General features: G+C 64.1%; 19 protein-coding genes. 9 read left to right on the forward strand and 10 right to left on the reverse strand.

The features are described from left to right. The first annotated feature begins 43 nt into the window (after positions 1–43). Complete coding sequence (locus ACP146_RS07075) at positions 44–556, forward strand: hypothetical protein (protein ID WP_422366067.1); 513 nt, start codon at positions 44–46, stop codon at positions 554–556. 95 nt (positions 557–651) lie between these two features. Continuing rightward, the gene (locus ACP146_RS07080) at positions 652–1,215 is read left to right on the forward strand and encodes a hypothetical protein (RefSeq protein ID WP_422366068.1); all 564 of its coding nucleotides are present in this window, start codon (positions 652–654) and stop codon (positions 1,213–1,215) included. A gap of 56 nt (positions 1,216–1,271) precedes the next feature. Here the strand turns inward: ACP146_RS07080 and ACP146_RS07085 are convergent, their stop codons facing one another. The 4 genes from ACP146_RS07085 to betI form a co-directional block, all read right to left on the reverse strand. Further along, positions 1,272–2,627 carry an IS4 family transposase gene (locus ACP146_RS07085; protein ID WP_422364713.1) on the reverse strand — a complete coding sequence of 452 codons (1,356 nt, stop codon included), beginning with the start codon at positions 2,625–2,627 and terminating at the stop codon, positions 1,272–1,274. 210 nt (positions 2,628–2,837) lie between these two features. Further along, positions 2,838–4,496 carry a choline dehydrogenase gene (gene betA / locus ACP146_RS07090; RefSeq protein WP_422366069.1) on the reverse strand — a complete coding sequence of 553 codons (1,659 nt, stop codon included), beginning with the start codon at positions 4,494–4,496 and terminating at the stop codon, positions 2,838–2,840. 154 nt (positions 4,497–4,650) lie between these two features. Continuing rightward, positions 4,651–6,114: a betaine-aldehyde dehydrogenase gene (gene betB, locus ACP146_RS07095; RefSeq protein ID WP_422366070.1), complete on the reverse strand. Its 1,464-nt coding sequence runs from the start codon at positions 6,112–6,114 to the stop codon at positions 4,651–4,653. After that, positions 6,114–6,710: a transcriptional regulator BetI gene (gene betI / locus ACP146_RS07100; protein WP_422366071.1), complete on the reverse strand. Its 597-nt coding sequence runs from the start codon at positions 6,708–6,710 to the stop codon at positions 6,114–6,116. The genes betB and betI overlap by 1 nt, the downstream gene beginning before the upstream one ends. A 244-nt stretch (positions 6,711–6,954) precedes the next feature. Between betI and ACP146_RS07105 the strand changes: the two genes are divergently transcribed. From ACP146_RS07105 to ACP146_RS07120, 4 genes are all read left to right on the forward strand, one after another. Further along, positions 6,955–7,908 (forward strand): choline ABC transporter substrate-binding protein, encoded by a 954-nt coding sequence (locus tag ACP146_RS07105; protein WP_422366072.1) that lies wholly within the window; start codon positions 6,955–6,957, stop codon positions 7,906–7,908. A gap of 133 nt (positions 7,909–8,041) precedes the next feature. Beyond that, positions 8,042–8,893, forward strand: a complete 852-nt coding sequence (choW, locus tag ACP146_RS07110) for a choline ABC transporter permease subunit (protein ID WP_422366073.1) — start codon at positions 8,042–8,044, stop codon at positions 8,891–8,893. 3 nt (positions 8,894–8,896) lie between these two features. Then, positions 8,897–10,123 (forward strand): choline ABC transporter ATP-binding protein, encoded by a 1,227-nt coding sequence (choV, locus tag ACP146_RS07115; protein WP_422366074.1) that lies wholly within the window; start codon positions 8,897–8,899, stop codon positions 10,121–10,123. Beyond that, the gene (locus ACP146_RS07120) at positions 10,120–10,839 is read left to right on the forward strand and encodes an HAD family hydrolase (protein WP_422366075.1); all 720 of its coding nucleotides are present in this window, start codon (positions 10,120–10,122) and stop codon (positions 10,837–10,839) included. The genes choV and ACP146_RS07120 overlap by 4 nt, the downstream gene beginning before the upstream one ends. Before the next feature lie 189 nt (positions 10,840–11,028). On the opposite strand, the gene ACP146_RS07125 is transcribed toward ACP146_RS07120, so the two are convergent. The 5 genes from ACP146_RS07125 to ACP146_RS07145 form a co-directional block, all read right to left on the reverse strand. Further along, complete coding sequence (locus ACP146_RS07125) at positions 11,029–12,039, reverse strand: isopenicillin N synthase family dioxygenase (protein WP_422366076.1); 1,011 nt, start codon at positions 12,037–12,039, stop codon at positions 11,029–11,031. Then, positions 12,020–12,547: a hypothetical protein gene (locus tag ACP146_RS07130; protein ID WP_422366077.1), complete on the reverse strand. Its 528-nt coding sequence runs from the start codon at positions 12,545–12,547 to the stop codon at positions 12,020–12,022. The genes ACP146_RS07125 and ACP146_RS07130 overlap by 20 nt, the downstream gene beginning before the upstream one ends. 12 nt (positions 12,548–12,559) lie before the next feature. Next, a complete protein-coding gene (gene bmt, locus ACP146_RS07135; RefSeq protein ID WP_422366078.1) occupies positions 12,560–13,612 on the reverse strand; it encodes a betaine--homocysteine S-methyltransferase in 1,053 nt (350 codons plus the stop codon). 251 nt (positions 13,613–13,863) lie between these two features. Further along, positions 13,864–15,225, reverse strand: coding sequence for a glycine cleavage T C-terminal barrel domain-containing protein (locus ACP146_RS07140; RefSeq protein ID WP_425032982.1), 1,362 nt, complete (start codon positions 15,223–15,225; stop codon positions 13,864–13,866). After that, the gene (locus ACP146_RS07145; protein WP_425032370.1) at positions 15,117–16,430 is read right to left on the reverse strand and encodes an NAD(P)/FAD-dependent oxidoreductase; all 1,314 of its coding nucleotides are present in this window, start codon (positions 16,428–16,430) and stop codon (positions 15,117–15,119) included. The genes ACP146_RS07140 and ACP146_RS07145 overlap by 109 nt, the downstream gene beginning before the upstream one ends. 327 nt (positions 16,431–16,757) lie before the next feature. Here ACP146_RS07145 and ACP146_RS07150 point away from each other — a divergent pair, with 327 nt between their 5' ends. Then, positions 16,758–18,347, forward strand: coding sequence for a trimethylamine methyltransferase family protein (locus ACP146_RS07150; protein ID WP_422366080.1), 1,590 nt, complete (start codon positions 16,758–16,760; stop codon positions 18,345–18,347). Positions 18,348–19,005: 658 nt separating this feature from the next. Next, positions 19,006–19,392 carry a hypothetical protein gene (locus ACP146_RS07155; protein WP_425032373.1) on the forward strand — a complete coding sequence of 129 codons (387 nt, stop codon included), beginning with the start codon at positions 19,006–19,008 and terminating at the stop codon, positions 19,390–19,392. Between the two features lie 43 nt (positions 19,393–19,435). Here ACP146_RS07155 and ACP146_RS07160 read toward each other — a convergent pair whose 3' ends face one another. After that, positions 19,436–19,816, reverse strand: coding sequence for a hypothetical protein (locus ACP146_RS07160; protein WP_422366082.1), 381 nt, complete (start codon positions 19,814–19,816; stop codon positions 19,436–19,438). Between the two features lie 387 nt (positions 19,817–20,203). On the opposite strand from ACP146_RS07160, the gene ACP146_RS07165 reads away from it, so the two are divergent. Continuing rightward, the gene (locus ACP146_RS07165) at positions 20,204–21,175 is read left to right on the forward strand and encodes a thiamine pyrophosphate-dependent dehydrogenase E1 component subunit alpha (protein ID WP_422366083.1); all 972 of its coding nucleotides are present in this window, start codon (positions 20,204–20,206) and stop codon (positions 21,173–21,175) included. Positions 21,176–21,182: the final 7 nt, after the last annotated feature.

Raw genomic sequence — 21,182 nt, forward strand, 5'->3', positions numbered from 1 at the left:
GCGGGCGAAACGCCTGGCCGATGCCGTTCAGGCGCACTTGGAAATGGACGAGGTCGAGGAACTCCCGGAAATCCTCCGCGAGCTCTTGGAGGTCCACATAGCGTTGGGACAGTTTGAGAAAGCGGCTGAACTTGCTGATTGGCTGGAGGGTCACGACGCGCACTTTCGCGAACTAACGCTGTTGGGCGAGGCTGCCGCGAGAGAAGGTAGCGCCGAGATTGCGATGGAGGCGGTGGAGAAAAGGCTCAAAATCGCGGACTCGGGGAACGACTATTTGACCCACGGCCGCGTGGCCAGAGTTGCGCAGACGGTGGCCAGCGGGCGGGCCCTGCCCGGTGAACAAACGCCGGAAGACTTTCTTGAACTTTCGAAGCGCCTGACGGACCCGAACAAGGTCGAACTCTTCCTGAATGTCGCGGCAATCTCTCTCGCAGAGCGCGACCGCCTCGCGGACGCGCAGAAGCTGTTGAAGCTGGCCGACAATCCAGACCTCAGTGCCGAGTTCGAGTTATCGGAACTGGCGGCGCTGCTGATCGAAAGCCTTCAGGCCGAATAAGCGCCTTTCAACAGGACCGCTAACACGCGCTTGTCACGTGTAGGGGGGCCGGCAGGGTTGTTCCCTGTTAAGGAACGTTGGTTTAGACTCTGGCTATGTACAGTCTCCCCGACGTCATTACTCACAACTACGATCCGGACCGAGGTGCATTTCGGAACATCTGTAACCTTCCACCGTGGGAGGCGGAGACGATCCTGTCGGAGATCAGAAACACCACGCAATCGTCTCCTAAGGAAAACTACCTGAGGCGAAGACTAAGAACCGAGCGCTGGCTCTATGCCGAGCGGACAAGAAAGTGCGGCAAGCCCTATCTGAAGCACCCGATCTATTTCTTCCTGGGCGACTTTGCCGACGGCCGGGATCCGGCGCGGCCTGAGTCTTTGGTGCTTCCCTTAGCCTCATTGCCGCCCGAAGTTCTTACCTTCACTTATCCAGACAGCATGGCGAGCTTGCCCCTGGCAACAGAGGCTATGCACTCAGACGACCGTAAGCCATACCATGGCCAGGTCTTCACTCTGGCTGAGATCAAGGCTGTGGTTGCGCAGTTCGGCGTGCCGTCAAGCCATGGGCTGACCGCGGCGCCCGATGTTTACGACAGATTCATCGAAGTTCAGGTCTGGGATGATCGGCCGTTGCGGCAGTTTTTGGTAGATCGGTAATCGGCATAGCCGGTGTCCCCCTCACCCCGGCCCTCTCCCACTAGGGGCTATGGGATTCACACATTTTCGATGTTTGTTGCGAGTGCGAATCCGGTGAGTTGTGCTGCGAGGGTTTGCCAACCGGTTTTCATGGTCTTTGGTCCGGGCGGTTTGTAGTAGCAGTTCCATCCGCCGAGGCGGGCGCAGACCCAGGCGAGGAACGCGAGGCTGTCGGCTGGATGCGGATTTTTCTGGCGCTCGGTGTTGCCTTCGAGCGTCTTGGAGATCGCCTGGAGTGCGGGCAGAAAGCCGGCGTCGAGGGCGTCCGTCGCCGGTCGGCGCGAGCCGTCGCGGGCATCGACCAGTTGCATGATGCGGGCCGCGGCGCCGAGCGCCATGGCGGCGAACTTCATCAGCCGCCCGGCATCGTGCATCTGGGTTTCGTCGAAGCGCAGGCCGTCGCTCTTGCAGGTTCGGAACAGCTGCTCGATGCGCCAGCGCAGGCGGTAGAGCTGAACCGCACGCTGCGGCGCGATGTCCGCCGACGACAGCAGACGCCAGTGCAGCGCCGCCTTGCCCGCCGGCGGATCGGGCTCGCGCGCTTCGACGACGGTCATCTCGACCATCTCTGCGGCATGCGCCTTCTTCAGCCTCGAGGGGCGGACGATCCGCACACGGCGTGCCCGCAGTTCCACCGTGGCCTCGCGGCCCTTGTCGCCCGGCCCACGCGGGCCGACCTTCACGACAGACCGGCCTTGCGCAGGTTCCGCCGCCAGTGCCTCGAACAGGCGGCGGCCATCCGCCCCGTCTGCTTCGTTCTCCCCGTCCGCCAAGCCACGGTCGTGGCGCGCCCGCACCACAAGCTCCACGCCCTCGGGCTTGCCGGCAAACAGCGTGTAGACGTCGCTTTCCCGGTCGGCCACCACGGTTACGCTGGCGGCGCCGGCCAAACCCTCGCCGGCGCAGCGCGCCCCGGACAGCCAGCGACCGCTCTCCTTGTCCGAAGGCGCACGCCGCCGACGATCGCCCGCCTTGACCGGCGGCCGGGTCCAGATCTCGGCCCCCACAAGGCCAAGCACCGCCTCGTCCTCGGCGTCCACCGCAAGCAGCGGGTGCAGGAAAAAGGCCGGGCTCGTGCCATCCGCCCCGCATCCAAAACCCCGGCGGTTGGCCGCGCGGTTCTTGAAGTTGATCTCGCTCGTATCCTGGATGCAGATCACATGCCGACCCGCGCACACCGCCGCCGTCCGGGCCGCAAGGCCGGACAGGATCGCCGCAACGCTGGAATGCGGCGAAGACAAAAACCGGTGGCACGCCATCTCACCAGCCCGGTCACCACCAACCTTGCGCAATACGCAACTGCCGCTCGACACCAACTGGTCCATCATCCATTCCGACCGACCCGCAACACGCACGTCTCCAAACCCAGCCATCCAGATCCCCCAAAAAACCTGGATTGCTTGAATCACATCATCGCCTCAAAGAGAAGCAATTCCGTGAATGCCGTAGCCCACAAAGGGAGAGGGAGAAACAGTGAAGTCGCCTCTAACTTCCCTCTCCCCTCCGTGGGAGAGGGAGGGGCCCGCATCAGCGGGAGGGTGAGGGGGATATCCGCTTCCCGCATCAGCGGGAGGGGAAGCTGGCTACCGCTGCGCCGTGTCCCAGTTCGGGGCGATCCAGACCGGAGCGTCGGAGGCGGGCAGGGGCGTCTTGCCGCGGACTTTGTCGGCCAGCTTTTCGGCCAGCATGATGGTCGGGGCGTTCAGGTTGCCGCTGACGATGGAGGGCATGATGGAGGCGTCGATCACGCGCAGGCGCTCCAGCCCATGCACTTTCGCTTCGCCGTCGACAACCGCCATCGGGTCGGTCCCCATCCGGCAGGAGCAGGAGGGGTGATAGGCGCTTTCGACGTGTTCGCGCACGAAGGCGTCGAGTTCCTCGTCCGTCTGCGCCTCGGGACCCGGGGCCAGTTCCGGCCCGCGAAAGGCGTCGAAAGCCTTCTGGGCGAAGACCTCCCGTGTCAGGCGGATACCGGCGCGGAACTCCTGACGGTCGGCTTCCTGGCTCATGTAGTTGAAGAAGATACGCGGCGGCTCTTTCGGGTCCGATGACTTCAGCGTCACCGAACCGCGGCTCTGCGAGCGCATCGGGCCGACATGGGCCTGGAAGCCGTGGCTGCCCGCCGGGCTGCTGCCGTCGTAGTTCATGGCGATGGGCAGGAAGTGGTATTGCAGGTCCGGATGTTCGATCCCGGCGCGGCTGCGGATGAAGCCGCCGGCCTCGAAGTGGCTGGTGGCACCCAGGCCTTTCTTGAAGAACAACCAGTCGAAACCGATCTTCGCCTGGTTCCAGGGCTTCAGCGCCGAGTAAAGCGTGATCGGCTGGGTGCAGGCATGCTGGACGTACACCTCCAGGTGATCCTGCAGGTTCTTGCCGACGCCGGGCAGGTCCTGAACCACCGGAATGCCCAGAGCCGCCAGCTCGTCGGCCGGGCCGACACCCGACAGCAGCAGCACCTGGGGTGAGTTGATGGCCCCGCCGGAGAGGATGACTTCGCGCTCCGCCCGCACCTCGACCCGCTCGCGGCCCTTGGCCAGTTCGACACCGACGGCGCGGTTGTTTTCGATCAGCAGGCGGGTGGTGAGCGCCCGGGTCCAGACGGTGAGGTTCGGCCTTTCCATGGCCGGCTTCAGATAGGCCACCATGGCACTCCAGCGCCGCCCGTTGTGGACGGTCATGTCCATGTGGCCGAAACCTTCCTGCTGCTGCCCGTTCGGGTCGGTCGTCACCGGATAGCCGGCCTGGCGTCCGGCCTCGATCCAGGCCTGGAAAAGCGGGTTCTCACAGGCGCCGGCGGAAACGTTCAGCGGCCCGTCGCCGCCACGGTAATCGTCGGGCCCGCGCTCATAGGTCTCGGCCTTGCGGAAATAAGGCAGCACGTCGGCGTAGGACCAGCCGCTTAATCCCGACTGCGCCCAGCGGTCGTAATCGCGGGCATGGCCGCGCACATAGGCCATGCCGTTGATGGAGGAGGAGCCGCCCAGCACCCGCCCGCGCGGGCAGTAAAGGCGACGGTTGTTCAGATGGGGTTCGGGCTCCGAATGATAGAACCAGTTGTACTTGTCGTTGGCCAGCGGCTTGGCGAGTGCCGCCGGCATATGGATGAAGATCGAGTTGTCGCGCCCGCCGGCCTCCAGCACCAGGACCCGGACCTCCGGGTCTTCGGTCAGGCGGCTGGCCAGCACGCAGCCGGCAGAACCGGCGCCGATGATAATGTAGTCGAAGTTCTCTGTATCGGGCATCGCAGGCAAACTCTATCGGGTGACTGAACTGGAATTCCAATCAGTGGCTCCACCCTTCGAGACGCCTTGTTGCACAAGGCTCCTCAGGGTGAGGCGATAACCTATCTTCATGCTGAGGAGGACCGAAGGTCCGTCTCGAAGCATGTGGCAGTTTCTAATAGGGCGAGTCGACGCCGTTCAGGGCGACGTAGACGCTTTTCAACTGGCTATAGTGTTCGATGGCGGCAAGGCCGTTTTCGCGGCCGATGCCGGATTGCTTCATGCCACCGAAGGGCACGGCGATGGGCGTGATGTTGTAGGTGTTGATCCAGCAGGACCCGGCCTGCAGCTTGGCGATCACCCGGTGGGCCCGGTTCAGGTCGCGGGTGAAGACCCCGGCGGAGAGCCCGAACTCGGTGTCGTTGGCCCGGGCGACGACCTCCTCGTCGTCGTTGAAGGGCAGCACGGTCATGACCGGGCCGAAGATTTCCTCGCGCACGATGGTCATGTCGTCGGCGCAACCGGCAAAAATGGTCGGCTCGACGAAGTTGCCGGCGGCTAGCGCCGCGTCTTCCGGCCGTCCGCCGCCGACGGCCACCTTTGCGCCCTCGGCTTTGCCCTTCTCGATGTAACCCAGCACCTTCTCGGTGTGATCTTTGGAGATAAGCGCGCCGACCTGGGTTTCCGGGTCCATGGGGTCGCCGATCTTCAGCGTCCTGGTCTTCTCGACAAGACGCGCCAGGAAGGCGTCCTGGATGCTTTCATGCACGAAGACCCGGGTGCCGTTGGAGCAGACCTCGCCCTGGGTATAGAAGTTGGCGAGCAGGGCGCCGTGCACGGCGTTTTCGATATCCGCGTCGTCGAAGACGATCATCGGCGACTTGCCGCCCAGCTCCAGCGTCACGGCCTTCAGGCTTTCCGCCGCGTCGGCCATGACCTTCTTGCCGGTGCCGACCTCGCCGGTCAGCGAGACCTTGGCGATGCCGGGATGGCGGGTCAGCATGCGCCCGGTGTCGCCGAAACCCTGAACGACATTGAAGACGCCATCGGGCAGCCCGGCCTCGGTATAGATCTCAGCGAGTTTCAGGGCGGTGAGGGGGGTCAGTTCCGCCGGCTTGAAGATCATTGCATTGCCGCAGGCCAGCGCCGGGGCCGACTTCCAGCAGGCGATCTGCATGGGATAGTTCCAGGCACCGATCCCCGCGCAGATGCCCAGCGGTTCCCGCCGGGTATAAGCGAAGTCGCCGCCGAAGTCGTAGTGCTCGCCATGCAGGGTGCCGGCGACGCCGGAAAAGAACTCCAGGCATTCGGCGCCGGAGGCAATGTCCACAACCTCGGCCTCCTGGATCGGCTTGCCGTTGTCCAGGACCTCCAGTTCGGCCAGTTCGCGGTTGCGGGCGCGCAGCAGCCGCGCGGCCTCGGCCAGGATCAGGCCGCGTTCGGCACCGCTCATCGCCGACCAGACGGCAAAGCCTTCCTGTGCCGCAGCCACGGCGGCCTCGACGTCTGCGGCGCCGGCCTGTTGGATGGCGCAGATCACCTCGCCGGTCGCCGGGTTCACGGTTTCGAAGCTCTCGCCGCTCAGGGCGTCGCGATAGCCACCGCCGATGTAGAGTTTCTGTTCGGGCAGATTGCGCATTACTGTTTTTCCAGGAGCCGGGGGTCCAAAAGGCGGTCGACATAGTCGCGGGCGATCAGGCGGGCCTGATCCATGGTGAGCGGGCCGCTGGAGAGCGCGCAGCGCAGCCACAGCCCCTCGATCATCGCGGCAAGACCGGCCGCGGCGCTGCGTGCGTCCTCAGCCGGCAGCAGTTGTTTGAAGGCATGGCCGAGATTGCTCAGCATACGCCGTTCGTTGATTTTCTGTATGCGCCAGAGGGCGGGGGCGTAGCGTGCCTCCGACCAGAAGGCGAGCCAGGCGGAAACGGTTTCCGGATCCCCCTGCTCGTCGGAGAAGTTGGCGGCGATGACCGCATCGATCCGCTGGCGCGGCGTTTCCGCCTGACGCAGATGGTGCAGGGTCTCCTGCAACAGGTCCTGGGCGAGGGAGCGCATGGTGGCCGCCAGCAGCCCGGCCTTGTCTTCGAAGTAGTGGGCGACGATCCCGCCTGAAAGGCCGGCGTTGCGGCTGATGCGCGAGATGGTGGCGTTGGCGAAACCTTCTTCGTGGATCGAGGTAATGGTCGCCGCAATCAATTGACGGCGCCGCAGATCCTCCATTCCAACCTTGGGCATGTCAGCGCCAGCCTTTCGCCAAGACAACCTCAACTCGGCACAATCTGAGCCGCGGGACCCGCTGTTCATCAGGCCCTTGATAGACAGGTATTTTATTTTGATTGAACGTTCAATCAAAAAAACATAGCCTTGCGCGGTCATTTCAAAAAATGCTCCGCTTGTCCGGCTGTGCAGACGCACCCGTGAGGACAGGAGCAGTAAAGCAACAAACGCACAAGCGATAGGGAAAGAGGAGGCTTATTCCATGCAGCGGACAACTCAATTCGGCCTGGCGGCGGCTGCGGCGCTGGCCATTTCCACGGCAGCGGGCAGCGCCACGGCGGCCGATCCGGCAGCCTGTGAGGAAGTGAACTTCGCCGACGTCGGCTGGACCGACATCACGGCGACCACGGCGGCGACCTCTGTGGTGCTGGATGGTTTGGGCTACAAGCCCGAGTCCGAGTTGCTGGCCGTGCCGGTGACCTACGCCAGCCTGAAGAACGGCGACATCGACATCTTCCTCGGCAACTGGATGCCGACCATGGAAGGCGATCTGGCCAAGTATCGCGATGAAGGTTCGGTCGAGGTTCTGGGCGCCAATCTGGAAGGTGCCAAGTACACCCTGGCGGTTCCCAGCTATACGGCAGAAGCCGGCATCAGGGACTTTGCCGACATCGCCAAGTTCAAGGACGAACTGGACGGCAAGATCTACGGGATTGAGCCGGGGAACGACGGCAATCGCCTGATCCAGGACATGATCGACCAGGACGCCTTCGGCCTGAGAGGTTTTGAGGTGGTGGAGTCCTCCGAGGCGGGCATGCTGACCCAGGTTGCGCGCTCCGAGAAGCGTGAGGAACACATCGTCTTCCTCGGCTGGGCGCCGCATCCGATGAACAACAACCACGATCTGGTCTATCTTTCCGGTGGTGATGATTTCTTCGGCCCGGATTTCGGTGGTGCCACGGTCTTCACCAACGTGCGCAAGGGTTACACCAGCGACTGCCCGAATGTCGGCCAATTGCTGGCCAACCTGAAGTTCACCCTGCCCATGGAAGGCGCCATCATGGGCGCGATCCTGGACGATGAGGAAGATCCGAAGGACGCCGCGACGGATTGGCTGAAGGCCAATCCGGAAATCCTCGACGGCTGGCTCGCCGGTGTGAAGACGCTGGACGGCGGTGACGGCCTGGCCGCGGTTAAGGCGCACCTCGGCCTGTAAGCGCTCTGGCCAAATGCGTGTAGACTTGGAGCGGTCAGGCCTTGTGGTCTGACCGTTCTGCTTTGAACTCTCTCTCGAAACCGTCGCGGGGGAAGGGGCCTTAAAGACGGACAGTGCGAAGGGGGAATTTCGGATGGAGTGGCTTGAGGACAACAAGATTCCGCTGGGTAAGTGGATCAAGGCTTTCGTGGAGTTCCTGAACGACCATGCGGCCTGGTTCTTCGACGGCATTTCCGGCGTTCTGGGATTCCTGATCAACGGCCTGACCGATGTTCTGCTGTTCATCCCAGCCCTGTTTCTGATCGCGCTCATCGCTGGCGGCGCTTACTGGTTGCAGCGCTCGGTCTGGTTGGCGGTCGGCGTCGCACTCTCGCTGCTGCTGGTCATCAATCTCGGCTATTGGGAAGAGACCATCGAAACCCTCTCCCTGGTCATCTACGCCGCCTTCTTCTGTACCGTTATCGGGGTGCCGCTGGGCATCGCCGCGGCGCATCGGCCCTGGCTCTATACCGGCATGCGGCCGGTGCTTGACCTGATGCAGACCATTCCGACCTTCGCCTATCTTATTCCGACCCTGATCATCTTCGGCCTTGGTGTCGTGCCCGGGCTGATCTCCACCGTCATTTTCGCGATTCCGGCGCCGATCCGCCTGACCTATCTCGGTGTTTCCTCGGTGCCCAAGAACCTGGTCGAGGCGGGCGAGTCATTCGGCGCCACAAAAAGCCAGCTGCTCTGGAAAGTCGAGTTGCCCCATGCCATGCCGACCATCATGGCGGGGATTACCCAGTGCATCATGCTGTCGTTGTCGATGGTGGTTATCGCCGCCCTGGTGGGGGCCGACGGTCTCGGCAAGCCTGTGGTGCGCGCGCTCAACACGGTGAACGTGGCCCAGGGCTTCGAGGCCGGGCTCTCCATCGTCATCGTCGCCATTCTGCTCGACCGGCTCTGCAAGCAGCGCGGTCCCGGCGCCAAGAAGGAGGGCTGATCGATGACCGGACAAGAAAAGGTATCCGTTGAGTTCAAGGACGTGGACATCATCTTCGGCAAGGAGACCGCGAAGGCGGTCACCCTGCTGGACGGCGGCGCCACCCGCGACGAAATCCTCGACCGGACCGGCAATGTGCTGGGCGTTGCCGGTGCCTCCCTGGCGATCGAGGAGGGGGAAATCTGCGTCCTGATGGGCCTGTCGGGCTCCGGCAAGTCGACCTTGCTGCGCGCCGTCAACGGCCTCAACAAGGTCACCCGCGGCGCGGTCATGGTGCGCGACGAGTCCGGCCTGGTCGACGTCGCCTCCTGCGACGCCGCCACGCTGCGCCGTCTGCGCATGAGTCGGGTCGCCATGGTGTTTCAGCAGTTCGCCCTGCTGCCCTGGCGCACGGTGAAGGAGAACGTCGGCTTCGGTCTGGAACTGCGCGGTCTGGCGACGGCGGAGCGCGATGCCATCGTCGAGGAAAAGCTGGAAATGGTCGGCCTGTCGCAGTGGAAGGACAAGTTCGCGCATGAGCTTTCCGGCGGCATGCAGCAGCGCGTCGGCCTCGCCCGCGCCTTTGCCACCGACGCCGACATCCTGCTGATGGACGAGCCCTTCTCCGCGCTCGACCCTCTGATCCGCGATCATCTGCAGGACGAACTGCTGGAACTGCAGCGCCGTCTGAAGAAGACCATCATCTTCGTCAGCCACGATCTCGACGAGGCGCTGAAGCTGGGCAGCCACATCGCCATCATGGAGGCGGGGCGCATCGTGCAGTACGGTGAGCCGGAGGCCATCGTGCTGAACCCCTCCAACGACTATGTCGCCGAGTTCGTCGCCCATATGAATCCGCTGAACGTGCTGCGCGGCGGCTCCCTCATGACGCCGGTCGCGGAACTGAAGCGCGAGGATGATTCCGTGCTGCTGGACAACCGCGGCCGCTTCCGGGTGAAACTGGATGACAGGGGCGCGCCGGTCTCGGTGACCCTGGACGGCTATCTCGGCCGCCTGATGCCCTACAGCGAGGATCTGAACATGGCCGACCTGCCGCCGGTCGCCCTGATCACCGCGCCGACCGATATGTCGATGCGGATCGCCATCGAACTGCGCCAGGCGACCGGGCATCCCGTCGCCCTGATGGAAGACGGCAGGCTGGTCGGCGTTTGCGGCGACGAGGAAATCTACGCCGGTATCCTGCGCCAGAGCAGCGTGGCCGACGAGCCGGCGGAGGCGGCGGCTTCGTGAACATACAGGGCATCCTCTTCGACAAGGACGGCACGCTGCTGGACTATCACGGCACCTGGATGCCGTTGAACCGGCGGGCGGCGCTGGCGGCGGCGGACAATGATCCTCTGCTGGCGGAACGCCTGCTGGTTGCCTCCGGCTACGACCCGGTGAGCGGTACCTGCCTCCCTGACTCGGTCATCATCGCCGGCAGCAACGACGACCTGGGTGCCTGCTGGGCCGAGGTGATCGGCGGCGATGCGGCGGAACTCACTGCCCGGCTGTCGCAGATCTTCGAAGCCGGCAGTGGCGAGACCGCCGTGGCGGTCGAAGGCCTGGCCGGGACGCTGGAGTCCTTGACCGGGCAGGGGCTTGCCCTGGGCGTTGCGACCAACGACAGCGAGGAAGGCGCCCACAACAGCCTGGCGCCTTTTGCCGTGCTCGACCACTTCGAATTCATCGCCGGTTACGACTCCGGTCACGGCGCCAAGCCCGGGCCCGGCATGGTACAGGGCTTCTGCAGGGCTCTCGGTCTCGACCCCGCTGCCGTCGCCGTGGTCGGCGACAGCCGCCACGACATGGAGATGGGGCGGCGCGGTGGTGCCGGCCTGCTGGTCGGCGTGCTCACCGGCAGCGGTGGCCACGACGACCTCGCCCCCCATGCCCATCACGTGCTGGACAGCATCGCGGGCCTGGAAGCGTTGCTGGGGGATTTGGCGGGTAAGCGGCGGGCGTAGGATTCCCCCTCACCCTCCCGCTTCGCGGGCCCCTCTCTCTCCCACGAGGGGAGAGGGTTGTTGCAGTAACCCGACCCTTCGGTTCGCCCTCTCCCACAAGGGGATCGGGTTATTGCAGCCGTCTCTTTTGTTTCCCCCTCTCCCCTCCGTGGGAGAGGGTCGGGGTGAGGGGGCTTTGGTTTTGCGCGCCTAGAGCACGTCCCCACCCAGTTCCGGAAAGACCTTCGACACCTTGCCCAGCAGGTAGTCGCCGTAGGTGCCTTCGAAGGCCTGCAGGTCGGCGCCGTCCCAGCGTGGGGCGCCGCTGCCGTCACCCTTCATGGCTGCCGGCGGCAGGGGTTTCATCTCGGCGGCGAAGTCGGGATCGAAGAAAAGGGGAAAGGAGAGGCGTTCTTCGCCGCTGACGTTCTTCACGCGGTGCGGGGTGGAGCGGTACCAGCCGCCGGTCAGGCGGTCCAGCATGTCGCCGATGTTGCAGACCAGGGTGCCGGGCAGGGGCGGTGCGGCGATCCAGCCCTGCGGCGTCTTCACCTGCAGGCCGCCGTGATCATCCTGTGCCAGCAATGTCAGCAGGCCGTAGTCACTGTGTTCCCCCACGCCCCAGTTCTCCTGCCCGTCGACAGCCGGCGGCGTCGGCGGATAGTGGAAGATGCGAAACAGCACCGTGGGGTCCGCGGTGTAGTGCCGGTGGAAGTAGTCGGCGGCGAGGCCGAGGCTGAGCGCTACGCCCTCGATCAGATGGTGCGCCGCTCGCGTGGCTGCGGCCATATAGGCTTCGACGGCAGGGCGCAGTTCGGGCACTTCCGCCGGCCAAAGGTTAGCGCCGTGCAACGGCCATCCGGCTTTCACGCGCGGATGATCTTCGGAGAGTTCGCTGCCGAAGTAGAGACCTTCCTTGCCGTCCGGCCTTCCCGAGGTCAGCTCGCCGCCCAGCGGAAAGAAACCGCGCCAGGCGCGTCCGCCCCGGCTCATGGGGATCTGCAGCTTCACGTCTTGCGGCAGGGCGAAGAAGCGCCGCGCCGCGGTATCGAGCGCTTCAAGCGTGTCGTCATCGACGCCGTGGCCCCTGACGTAGAAGAATCCGCTGGCCCGGCAGGCTGCCTCGATCTCTCCGGCCACGCGTTCCCGTCCCGCCCCGTCGTCGCCCCGAAACAGCGGAGTCATGTCGATGACCGGAAGGCTAGTGTGGCTGGCTGTCATCGGGCTCCTCTGTCCAATCACCCTGATCCCAGGGCAGGGCCTGACTGTTGTCGAAAAGCGCCTGGTAGAGTGTGACCATGCCCTTGACGGCCTCGTCCAGGTTCATGCGGATACGATGCCGCAGCAGGTCGTCCGACACCAGTGTGACGTTGTGCTCGCGCAGCGTGGCGATCAGCATTTCTTCCTGGACGGAAAACGGCGCCCGCAGAGTCTCCACATGGTCTTCGCCGACGCGTTGGATCAAAGCATAGGGCCCGACCATGGAAAGCCAGAGACCGAGATCCTGAGAGCCGCCGCTCAACAGATGGGTGAAGGCAACGTCGTCGTTCTCGTCGGTGGTCTCGAAAAGCGTGAAGGACTGCCCGAGCTCGTCCAGGAGCCTGTTGAAGCTCTGAAGCTTCACCGCCTTGGCGACGAAGGCGAAGTCCGGATCTTCCAGGGACTTGTAGGCGTCTTTGACGGCGGCGACGATGGCGAAAACCTCTGGGGGGTTCAGGGCGTTCTCCATCTGCTTGCCCGCCTAGCCGGCGGCGCGGCCGCGTCTCCGGCCTTCGCGGCGGCGCCCTTTCGGGGCTTCCGGAATCTCGCCCAGCGGACCTGCCTGCTGCTGTTCCGCGCCCTTGGAGATTTCGCCGAGCTTGGCGACCACCAACTCCATGTCCGGTGCGTCGCCTTTCTCATGGCTTTCCAGGGCTGCGCGCATGGCGCGGATGTGCGCCGGCGTGGTGCCGCAGCAGCCGCCGATGATGCGCACCCCGGCGTCGAGGGCCAGGCGTGCGTAGTCGGCCATCAGCTCGGGCGTGCCGGTGTACTCGATGGCGCCCTCGACATATTGGGGAATGCCGCAGTTGCTCTTGGCGACGATCACATCGTCCGGCGCCTTCGCCTCCTGCAGGTTCAACAGGGCGGCCATCAGTTCCGAGGCCCCGGTGCCGCAGTTGCCGCCGAAGCCGACAGGCCGGGGGTCCAGGTTGTGACAGAGCTCGGCGAACTGGGCCGGCGTCACCCCCATCATGGTCCGCCCGTTGGTATCGAAGGAGAGGGTGAGGGCGTAGGGCAGGCCGGCGGCCTTGGCCCCGGCGACAGCCGCCTTCACCTCGTCGACGGCGGAGATGGTCTCGATCCAGAGGAGATCGGCGCCGCCGGCGGCCAGCCCCTTGGCCTGTTCGGCAAATGCCTCGGCGCCCGCGTCGATGGTCAGCGGCCCGATCGGCTCGAAGAGGTCGCCGGTGGGGCCCATGGAGCCTGCGACGATCACGTCTTCGCGCCCGCTTTCATCGATGGCGCGGCGGGCCAGCTCGGCAGCCGCCTTGTTGATCTCGAAGACCTTGTCCTGGGCATTGTGCAGTTTCAGGCGGTTGGCGGTGCCGCCGAAGGTGTTGGTCAGGATGATGTCGGAGCCGGCATCGATGAAACTGCGGTAATGGCGGACGACATCGTCTGGGCGCTCCAGGTTCCAGATCTCCGGCGCGTCGCCGTGCTGTAGGCCCATGGCGAAGAAATTGGTGCCGGTGGCCCCGTCGGCCAGCAGCCAGGGACGGGTCTTCAAGAGGTCGGTCAGGCGGTCGGCCATATCAGCGTGAAGGTCCTTTGAGTAATCGCGCGATTCGCTCTAAGAACCGCGGAAAGCGGGACGATAGGGTTTCTGTCGGGGAAGGGCAAGAATAGTACAACAGCCGTTAACAAAGCCCCCTCACCCTCCCACTTTGTGGGCCCCTCCCTCTCCCACGAGGGGAGAGGGAAACAGAGTGGTCCTCTATCAGTTCTCCCTCTCTCCCAACCTTAAGAGTCTGGGCGGGAGAGGGCCGGGGTGAGGGGGCTTTGTTACGATCGCATCCGCTCGTTGGTCGGGTCGTAGAGACCCTTCATGCCGGCGGCTTCAACCTGAACCGGGAACTTCTGATTGAAATACTCGATTTCAAGCTGGCGGCCCTCCTCGCAGTAGTCCTGCGGCAGGTAGCCGAGGGCGATGTTCTTTCCGACCGAGGGGCCGTAGGCCAGGCTGGTGGTATAAGAGCGCCGGCCGAGCGAGTCGATCAGCACGTCGTTGCTCTTGGGATCGACGATCGGGCAGTTGCCGATCGGATAGCGCGTCACGCCGTCCTTGTCGGTGCTGTCCGTTATCGTGAGGGTGCAGAGCATTGCCGGCTGCTGCGCCCGCGCGCGCTGCTCCAGGTAGGCAGCCTTGCCGTGGAAGTCGGCGGCCTTCACCTTCGGGCGGGCGAGTCCGGCCTCGACCAGGTTGTACTCGGTCAGAAGGTCTGCGTTCTGAAGCCGCAGGCTCTTCTCCAGCCGCCGGCTGTTGGCGTAGGTCTCGATGCCGATGGGCGTGATGCCGATCTCGTGGAACATGTCCCAGAGCGCCAGTCCATAGGCGAGGGGGAAGTGGAGCTCCCAGCCCTGCTCCCCGACATAGGAGATGCGGAAACCCTTCACCGGCACGCCGCGCAGGGTGAAGTCCCGGCTGGCGGCGAAGGGGAAGTTCTCCGGATCGAGCCCGGCCGGGTCGTCGGCCAGCTTCTTCAGGCTTGCCCGGGCGTTCGGCCCCCAGACGCCGATGCAGCCGTAGTGATCGGTCCGGTCCTCGACGAAGACCGACCATTCCTTGTCCTGGGTCATGCGGCGCAGGTAGGTGGCATCGCGGTTGCCGGCGTCGCCGCCGTCGATGACCCGGAAGCGGTCCTCGGCCAGGCGCAGGACGGTCAGGTCCGCCTGCACGCCGCCGGCGGCATCCAGGAAGTTGGTGTAAACCCCTTTGCCGAGCGGTGTGTCGCCCGCGACCTTCGAGGAAGAGACGTATTCCATCAGCCGTTCCGCATCGCGGCCCGAGACGTCGTAGATCGCGAAGTGGGAGAGGTTGACCATGCCGACGTTCTCGGAAAGCTCCAGATGTTCGGCATTGGAAACCCGCCAGAAGTGGCGGTTGTCCCACTCGTTCAGGCGCTCCGGCACGCGGTTGGCATACTTGGCCAGCAGCGTTTCCTCGTTGGAGGCGTAGCCGTGCGCTCGTTCCCAGCCGGCGATTTCCATGAAGTAGCCGCCCAGTTCCTTTTCCCGCAGATAGAAGGGGCTGCACCTCAGGTTCCGGCCCTTGGAGTAGGGCTCGCGGTTGTGTACCGGCGGATTGTAGATCTTGAACGCCGTCTCATAGCAGCGGTCGTGGATATAGCGTTCGGTTTTCTGAATCGGATAGTAGCGGGCATAGTCGATGCTGTGATGGTCGAACTCGGTCCGGCGTCTGTTATCCAGTCCGCGATCAGCTTACCCGTGCCCGGGCCGTCCTTGATCCAGACCGAAACGCCGTACCACAGGCCCCGCACATCCGGCGACTCGCCGATGGAGGGGCCGCCGTCGCCGGTCACCTGGAGCAGCCCGTTGAAGGAGTATTTCTCGTTGTAGCCGAGTTCCCCGAGGATCGGGGTCAGCTCCATCGCGCGCTCCAGCGGCTCGATAACCTGCTCCATCTCAAGGTCCCGTTGGGAGGGGGAGAGGCGGGCTTCCTCCTTCTCCAGCAGGTCGCGCGGATGGACGAGGCGGGGTTCCCTTTCTTCGTAGTAACCCCATTCGATCTGGCCGCCCTCGCTGGTCTTCGGATCGCCGGTGTCGCGCAGGTAGGCGGAGTTGCCCTGGTCGCGCAGCAGCGGATAGCCGATCTCCTTGCCGGTGTCTGCGAACTCCGTGTAGGGGCCGAAGAAGGTCAGCGGATGGTCGACCGGCATGACCGGCAGGTCCTCGCCCGCCATCTCCGCGATCAGGCGGCCCCAGAGGCCGGCGCAGACGACGACGTTGGGCGCCTCGATATAGCCGCGCGTGGTGTGGACGCCCTTGATGCGGCCGTTCTGGATATCGAGGCCGGTGCAGGAGGTGTTCGCCATGGTCGTCAGCTTGCCGGTTTCCTCGGCCTCGCGGATCATCTCCCCGGCCACGACCTGGGAGCGTGGGATCACCAGGCCGGCATCCGGGTCCCAGAGCGCACCCTGTATGACCTCTTCGTCGACCAGCGGCATCAGCTCCTTCACCTTCTGGGGCGTGATCATTTCGACCCGGTTGCCGAAGGCGCGGCCGGAACTGACCCGGCGTTCGAGCTCGCGCATCCGTTCGTCGTCGCCCTTGCGGGCCACCTCGATGCCGCCGATGCGCGCGTAGCGGCCGCGTTTTTCGAAGAAGTCGATGCTGTACCTGGTCGTGAAGATCGTGATCTGGTCGTGCATCGTGTTGAAACAGAAGTCCGAGGCATGCCCGGTCGAGCCGATGTCCGTAGGGATGCCGGATTTGTCGATCCCGATGATGTTGTCCCAACCCCGCTCGATCAGGTGGTGGGCAACGGAGGCCCCGACGATGCCGCCCTGTCCGATGATTACGACATCAGCGCTTTTCTGGAACTCCGCCATTAACTCCGTCTCCGTCTAAGAGCTTCGGCCAGGACCCTGTGCCGCGCTCATGCGTTAGCCCGGGCGCTGGACCGGCCCGGCAAGGCGCCCATTCTTTCCCGAAGCGGGGCGGCGCGCTCCCCATCGGCGCGACCGCATTTGTCGTATCACCGACACCGCCGGCTGTCACTCCGCCAACCGGCCCAAACCCTTTGAAATCTGCGGCCTTTGGCGGGGACGTCGAAGCGCCCCGCTGGCGCTATTCCACCGGACACCGTCGCGCTTGCGACAGAGCCGCCAGAGGCCCGGCGCGAATAATTCCCCAACGCCCTAGTTGAGGATCCGAGAATGGCGAGGACAGCAGAAACCGAAGACGAACTGGCGTCGTCCGACGGTGGTGGCCGGCGCGGCCGCCGTGGCCGTGGTGGCGGCGGTGCCGAGGCGCGGCGCGCGCTGCGCACGAGCGGGACGGTTGCCAAAAACCGTTTCATTCAACGCCAGATCCCGCCCTACGAAATCCTCTCCGAAGAGGGCCTGGCGCTGATCGAGGAAAACGCCGAAACGGTGCTGAACGAGATCGGTATCGAGTTCCGCGAGGACCCCGAGGCGCTGGCGATGTGGAAGGACGTCGGCGCCGATGTGGAGGGGGAGCGGGTGCGCTTTCCCCGCGGGCTTTGCCGCAAGCTCTGCGAGACCATCCCCACCACCTTCACCCAGCACGCCCGCAACCCGGAACGCTCGGTCGAGATCGGCGGTAACAATACTGTTTTTGCACCGGTCTATGGCCCGCCCTTCGTGCGCGACCTGGAGGGTGGCCGCCGCTATGCGACCATCGAGGACTTCCGGAATTTCGTGAAGCTGGCTTACATGAGCCCGTCGCTGCACCACTCCGGCGGCACGGTCTGCGAGCCGGTCGACATCCCGGTGAATAAGCGCCACCTCGACATGGTCTATACCCATCTGCGCTATTCCGACATGCCGTTCATGGGTTCGGTGACCGCGCCGGAACGGGCGGAAGATTCTGTTACCATGGCCAAGATGGTTTTCGGCGACGACTTCGTCGAGAACAACACGGTGATGATCAATCTGATCAACGCCAATTCGCCCATGACCTTCGACGCCACCATGCTGGGCGCGCTGAAGGTCTATGCCCGGCACAATCAGGCTTGCATCGTCACGCCCTTCATCCTCTCCGGCGCCATGGCGCCGGTGACGCCGGTCGGGGTGATGACCCAGACCCTGGCTGAGGCCTTGGCCGGGCTCGCCTTCAGCCAGTTGGTGCGGCCCGGCGCACCGGTGGTGCTCGGCAGCTTTGCCTCCTCCATGTCGATGCAGTCCGGCGCTCCGACCTTCGGCACGCCGGAGCCGGCCCTGGTGCTTTACGGCATGGCGGCCCTGGCGCGCCGCCTCGGCGTGCCCTTCCGCTCCGGCGGATCGCTCTGTGGCTCGAAGCTGCCGGATGCCCAGGCGGCGCATGAAAGCACCCAGACCCTGATGCCGACGGTGCTCGGCGGGGTGAACTTCGTGCTCCACGCGGCGGGCTGGCTGGAGGGCGGTCTGGTTTCGTCCTATGAGAAGTTCGTCATCGACGCGGACCAACTCGGCATGATGCAGACTTTCGCCGGCGGCTACGACCTCAGCGAGAACGGTCAGGCCATGGATGCCCTGCGAGAGGTCGGTCCGGGCAACCACTTCCTGGGATGTGCCCATACCCGCGCCAACTTCGAAACCGCTTTCTACCGCTCGAACATCGCCGATAACAATTCCTTCGAGCAGTGGGAAGCCGACGGTGCTTTTGACGCCTACCAGCGCGCCAACGGCATCTACAAGAAGATGTTGGCAGACTATGAGGCGCCGGCTCTGGCGCCGTCGATCGACGAAGCGTTGCAGGCCTTCATTGCCGAGCGCAAAGCGGCAGAACCCGACGCTTTTTCCTGAGCCGTGTTTGGCATGGTGTAGCGCATCGCCCAGGAGCGGCCACATCAGGCGGCATGATTCTGAATGGCGAAGCGGCAACGGATGTTGCCTGTGCCTTGGCCCGGGCGGAAGCGGTGAAATCTCTCTCTCAAACCCAGTGATTTGAGGCCTTCGGGCCTCAGGCCGACGAATCTGGCAAGGACGAAGAGGTGGTCCAAATCCGTCGTCCCTGCGTACATAATTTGTGTGGTTTGGCCAGGAAGGCTAAGGAACGCTATGGTAAGCCTACTTCCACCTGGTCCAGACACTGCTTTGCTAAATGCGTTGGTATCGGATCTTTACCTTCCGCTAACCATATCGGTCTGCGGAGTGGTGCAGCTCCGCCGCCGGCGCCTTTACCGTCTTGCGATGGAAGTTTGTCCTGAGCGGACTGTTCGGAGACCGGGCCATGCAGATTTTTTACCAGGCGCCTGACCGGCGCTACTTGGAGATCCTGATACGCGATCTGCGGGAGGTGCTGGCGCAGCCGGATGGGCGCGCTTGCGCAGACTGCCGTTTGTCATGTTCGCGTTGCACACCACAAAGCTGCAGCTGTGCTTGCCGACTGAACTGCCCCGACCTTGCCAGCCGGCTTTCGTCGGACCCGGAACGCTTTCCCATCGAGCCGGGAATTCTGCCCTTGGTTCATGCGTTGTCGGAGCTGCCATTGCTCTCGTCTTGTTGGTCCTGCGAAGGGCATCGCGATGCAGAGGGTGCATTACACCGCTTGCCGAGTGTCTGGTTTTCCAGCCAGTCTTTGGTTCACCCACGTCTGATGGCAGAGCTGTTTACGCAGCTGAAAGCAAAAGGCATTTTGCAACACAACTGGCAGGTCGCCGCGGTGGATAGCGGGTCCGCACTCGATTGTGTTTTCTCGATCGAGCCGCGCCTTGACGGCGAGGACGCCAGCCTTGAGGTCCTGCACGCAGATATCAAGGCGCTTTCCCGCAGCCTGAAAAGCAGTCTTCACAGCCTCGCTCTCCGCCATATCGCCCGCCTGGACGCGGAACTTGCTGCCGCTGCATAGCGCTTCGCCGATGGTTTGACCGCTGGCATAGAACGGCCTGTTCTTAGAAACCCATCTGCCGGCCGTCGGTCATGGTGAAGGGGGAGCGGTAGTCGTCGCCCGGTGTCACCCAATAGTAGGTACTGCCGTCGGTTTCCACGTCATAACAGGACCAGCCGCCACGCTGCCACCAGGAGCAGTACTGGTCCTTGGTCTCGTCCACCTTCCATTTGCCCTCGTCCGGCACGCCGCCTTTCGGCAGATAGACCGTGGCGCCGGTGCTTTCAAAGAACTGACGCGTGTCGGTGCCGCGCCAGTTGCCCAGTGCGGTGCGTCCGTCGAGCAACTGCTGGATCTGTGCCGCCGTCAGTTTTTCGTCGGCGGAGGCGGGAAGAGACGCCAGGGCCGCAAGGCCGGCGACCATGACGATGGTAAGTCTGCGCATTGCCTGAACCTCCCATGCTTTCCAGGAACATAAGACGGCAAGCCACAGTCGAAAACCCGCTGCGGTCGGGCGAGTTTGGCGACCGGCTGAAACGACTTTGCCAACAAATGAAACATCTTTCTTACAAATGTCCATTGATTGGCGATGGGACCTCAGTCACACTAAGAAAAAAGTGCCGACAAGCTGTCGTGACGTGAGTCGACTGTTTTCCGATGGCCCTTTGCCATGGTGCCGGATGCCAGATCCGCGTACGGATCGGCCCTGGCGTTTCCGTTCTTTGTCGACCACCAAAGCGATGCGCGGCCCGATAGCCAGCCGGACCGGCGGAAAGCCGGACGGCGGCAGGTCATGGCCTGCAACAGGCCGTCTATGGGAGGAATGACGCCAATGCTTCAGTTAAGCAAAGAAGATCTCGTCAAAGCCTATACGCAGATGCGCACGATCCGTGACTTCGAGGAGCGGGTGCATGATGAATTCGCCGGCGGCGAAATTCCCGGTTTCGTGCACCTCTATGCCGGTGAGGAGGCTTCGGCCGTCGGTGTCTGCATGAACCTGAATGACAAAGACAATATCGCTTCGACCCATCGGGGCCACGGCCACTGCATCGCCAAGGGCTGCGATGTGAAGGGCATGATGCAGGAAATCTATGGGCGCAGCGGCGGCCTCTGCGGCGGCAAGGGCGGGTCCATGCACATCGCCGATCTTTCCAAGGGCATGATGGGTGCCAATGGCATCGTCGGCGGCGGCCCGCCGCTGATCTGCGGGGCGGCCTTGACCGCGAAGACCCTGGGCACCGGGGCGGTGGCGGTGGCTTTTGTCGGCGACGGCGGCTCCAACCAGGGCACCACCCTGGAATCCTACAATCTCGCCAAGGTCTGGAACCTGCCGGCGGTCTTCGTGGTGGAAGACAACGGCTATGCCGAGTCCACCGCTTCGGCATGGTCGGTCGGCGGCGGCAGCCAGGTGAAGCGGGCCGAGGCCTTCGGCATGGAGGGCTTCGAGGTCGACGGCCATGACTTCTTCGCGGTCTACGAGGCCGCGCGCGACGTCATCGCTAAGGCGCGCGACGGCGGCGGGCCCAGCCTGTTGCATGTGAAGCTGAACCGCTATTTCGGCCACTTCGAGGGCGACGCCATGACCTACCGCGGCGACGGTGAGGTCGACGGCCTGCGTCAGAAGCGGGACAGCCTGGTGATTTTTCGCGAGCGCGTCGCCGAAACCGGCCTGCTCGAAAGCGCGGAACTGGATGAGATCGACAAATCCGTCGCCGGCCTGGTCGACGAGGCGGTCAGCGAGTCCGTGGCAGCGCCGCCGCCGACCCGCGAAGACCTGACCACCGACGTCTACGTGTCTTACTAAGGGGAGG

Source organism: Pelagibius sp. (assembly GCF_965249265.1).
In the GTDB taxonomy this organism is placed as follows: domain Bacteria; phylum Pseudomonadota; class Alphaproteobacteria; order Kiloniellales; family Kiloniellaceae; genus Pelagibius.